Genomic DNA, 2,977 nt, shown 5'->3' with positions numbered 1-2,977 from the left:
GACGTCACGTACGTCGGCCGAGCTGGCACCACGGTGCCAACTCGGCCGACGCGGGTGACGCCTCGACCGACGCGGGTGACGCCTCGGCAGGGGCTTGTCAGTCGATGTAGTTGGTGGTCACCCAGTAGGCGAGGGCGTACGCGGCGGCGGTGAGGATCACCACGATGATCACGCCCCAGGCGTGGTTGAAGAGGTCGGTGAGGAACAGCATCGAGAGCACGGCGACGAGGGCCGAGCCGAGGAAGCTGATCGTGAAGGGGGAGCTGGCACCGGCCAGGCGGAGGAGGTAGCCGCCGACGACGACCGCGAGGACGAAGACGGCGATGAGGACGATCGCACCGGTGTCGCCGAGCGACGAGGTGCCGCGCGTCCACTGGCTCACGGTTCCGCTGAACCAGATCGCCAGAGCCATGAATGCTCCGACGATGGCGCCGATCATGACCGCTGCCGACAGGCCGGACGGGGTGCCGAGGTTGATGCGCCGCTCGCGCGGCTCCCTGGGCTCCTTGGCAGGCTTCGGAGGCTTGGGAGCCTTCGGCTCCTTGGTGGGCTTGGGCGGCTTCTGGGCCTTCGGCTTCTTCGCGGGCTTCTCGGCTGGCTTCTCGGCGGGCTTCTCCGCAGGAGGCTCGGGAGCGATGACGGGCGCCGTCTGCTCCAAGACCTGAGTCTTCTCGGTGGAGGCCTGCTCCGCAGAGGCCTCGTCGGCCTTGGCGGGCGCGGGCTTCGTGCCCCCGCGCTTCTTCTTGAAGCCGAACGACGGCGCGGCGAGCTTGTCGGCGGGGTCGTTGCTCATGAGGGGCAGTTTCGCATGCCGTGGGTCACAAATGAACTCAGGCGCGGGTCAAGAACTCACGCCCGGGTCAGCCGGATCACCGGGATCTCGCGGTCCGTCTTGGTCTCGTAGGTCGCGAAGTTCGATGCGTCCGCCTTGATCTCGTCCCATGCACGGGCTCGCTCCTCACCGTGGAGCTGCTCGGCGACGACGGGGATGGTCTCGCCGCCCATCTCGATCGTGACACGGTCGGGGTTGGCCGCGATGTTGTAGTACCACGCAGGGTTCCTCGCCCCGCCTCCGGCGGAGGCCGCGACCAGCCAGGTGTCGTCGCCGCCGGGGAACCACGCGAGTGGCGTCGAACGAGGTTCGCCGCTCTGCTTGCCGATCGTGGTGAGCACGAGCAGCCGCATCCCGGCCATCGTGGCGTTGCTCTTGCGCGCACGGCGCATCATCAGCTTGTTGCCCAGCCTCAGAAGGGGGTTGGCGGTGATCTGCCTGGCGCCGCGGGTGCCGTTGCGGGTGTCGAAGCTCATGGCGTCGACAGTACTCGGCCAGAAATGAACTCAGGCTCGGAGATCTTGCGATCTCCGAGCCTGAACTCGATGTCGGGTTGACAGGATTTGAACCTGCGGCCCCCTCGTCCCGAACGAGGTGCGCTACCAAGCTGCGCTACAACCCGAATGCTGCACCGATCAACGGTCCAACGAGAAATGAGCATAGCCCAGAGACTGCTCCGACTCGTAATCGAGCCCTACCGTCGAGACGCTCCGCGCGGAGTGAGCGTCAGAAGGGTGGCTTCGGGGCGGCAGGCGACGCGGATCCGCGTGTAGGGAGAGGTGCCGAGGCCGGCCGATACGTGCAGCCAAGCCTGCCGTCCGCCATGGGTGTGAGTGTGCAGCCCGCGCGCCCGCGCGGGGTCGAGATCGCAATTTGTGGCCAGCGCCCGCCCGCCGGGGAGGCAGACCTGACCGCCGTGGGTGTGACCGGCCAGGATGGCGTCGTAGCCGTCGGCGGTGAACTGGTCCAGGACCCGCAGGTAGGGCGCGTGCGCGACCCCGAGGCGTACGTCCGCGGCCTGGTCCGCAGGTCCGGCGACCGCGGACAGGTCGTCGAGGCGCAGGTGAGGGTCGTCGACGCCGGCGAAGGCGAACTCGATGCCGTTCACGGTCAGCGACGAGCGCGTGTTGGTGAGATCGAGCCAGCCCGACTTGGTGAAGGACGCGGACAGATCGCGCCAGGGGAGCTCAGGGACGTTCGTCTGCCGCTTGCCGTTGTCCGGCAGCAGGTAGCCGAACGGGTTGCGCAGCCGCGGCTCGTAGTAGTCGTTGGAGCCATGCACGAAGACGCCGGGCACGTCGAGCAGCGTGCCGAGGGCGTTGATGATCGCCGGGACCGCCCGCTGGTGGGCCAGGTTGTCGCCGGTGTCGATGACCAGGTCGGGCTTGAGCGCGGCCAGCGACGCGATCCAGTCGAGCTTCTTGTGCTGCGAAGGGACCACATGCATGTCGGAGAGATGCAGCACCCGCAGCGGATCCGCGCCCTCGGGAAGCACCGGCAGCCTCACCTGGCGCAGAGTGTATTGACGGGCCTCCCACAGGGCGTACGCCGTCATGGCCGCGCCGGTGGCGAGCCCGGTCCCGAGAGTTGCGCCGATTGCTGAGGCGAGCCGCATGGCTCAACCCTGCCACAATGGTTCCATGAGCACTCTGAAGGACCGGCTGAGGACCGACCTGACCGCCGCGATGAAGGCCCGGGACAAGGACCGTGCGGGCACGCTGCGCATGGTCATGGCCTCGATCACCGAGGCTGAGGTGGCCGGCAAGGAGGCCAAGGAGCTCACCGACGACGAGATCATCACGATCCTCACGCGCGAGGCCAAGAAGCGCCGCGAGGCGGCCACTGCCTTCGCCGAGGGTGGCCGCACGGAATCGGCCGAGAAGGAGACAGCCGAGGCCGCGGTGATCACCGAATACCTGCCCGCTCAGCTGAGCGCCGAGGAGATCACCGACCTGGTCAGCAAGGCCATCGCCCAGACCGGTGCCGCCGACGAGGGGATGCGCGCCATGGGCAAGGTGATGGGTGTCCTGACCCCGCAGACCAAGGGCCGCGCCGACGGTGGCGCCGTCGCCGCCGAGGTGCGCAAGCAGCTCGCCTGAACGGCAGCACACAACGAGCGTGGCCCCCACCGGATCGGTGGGGGCC

Annotated in this window: 4 protein-coding genes and 1 tRNA gene; 1 reads left to right on the top strand and 4 read right to left on the bottom strand. The window is 68.3% G+C overall.

Features of this window, described 5'->3' with window-relative positions:
* Positions 1-97 precede the first annotated feature (97 nt).
* From ACFVDI_RS28610 to ACFVDI_RS28595, 4 genes are all read right to left on the bottom strand, one after another.
* Positions 98-793: a hypothetical protein gene (locus ACFVDI_RS28610; RefSeq protein ID WP_378912265.1), complete on the bottom strand. Its 696-nt coding sequence runs from the start codon at positions 791-793 to the stop codon at positions 98-100.
* 56 nt (positions 794-849) lie between these two features.
* Positions 850-1,308, bottom strand: coding sequence for a nitroreductase/quinone reductase family protein (locus tag ACFVDI_RS28605; RefSeq protein ID WP_378912264.1), 459 nt, complete (start codon positions 1,306-1,308; stop codon positions 850-852).
* Positions 1,309-1,380: 72 nt separating this feature from the next.
* Positions 1,381-1,454: transfer RNA gene (locus ACFVDI_RS28600), tRNA-Pro, on the bottom strand.
* Positions 1,455-1,526: 72 nt separating this feature from the next.
* Positions 1,527-2,447, bottom strand: coding sequence for a metallophosphoesterase (locus ACFVDI_RS28595; protein ID WP_378912263.1), 921 nt, complete (start codon positions 2,445-2,447; stop codon positions 1,527-1,529).
* A 25-nt stretch (positions 2,448-2,472) separates the two neighbouring features.
* Here ACFVDI_RS28595 and ACFVDI_RS28590 point away from each other — a divergent pair, with 25 nt between their 5' ends.
* Entirely contained in the window at positions 2,473-2,931 is a 459-nt protein-coding gene (locus tag ACFVDI_RS28590; RefSeq protein WP_378912262.1) for a GatB/YqeY domain-containing protein, read from the top strand.
* Positions 2,932-2,977: the final 46 nt, after the last annotated feature.

Source organism: Nocardioides sp. NPDC057767, assembly GCF_042798275.1.
Classification (GTDB): domain Bacteria; phylum Actinomycetota; class Actinomycetes; order Propionibacteriales; family Nocardioidaceae; genus Nocardioides.
The sequence above is the reverse complement of the archived record's forward strand: the minus strand, read 5'-3'. Positions and strand labels throughout refer to the sequence as shown.

Coding starts and splice junctions, on each gene's coding strand:
- ACFVDI_RS28595 (WP_378912263.1), bottom strand. CDS start 2,447: ATGCGGCTCGCCTCAGCAATCGGCGCAACTCTCGGGACCGGGCTCGCC.
- ACFVDI_RS28610 (WP_378912265.1), bottom strand. CDS start 793: ATGAGCAACGACCCCGCCGACAAGCTCGCCGCGCCGTCGTTCGGCTTC.
- ACFVDI_RS28605 (WP_378912264.1), bottom strand. CDS start 1,308: ATGAGCTTCGACACCCGCAACGGCACCCGCGGCGCCAGGCAGATCACC.
- ACFVDI_RS28590 (WP_378912262.1), top strand. CDS start 2,473: ATGAGCACTCTGAAGGACCGGCTGAGGACCGACCTGACCGCCGCGATG.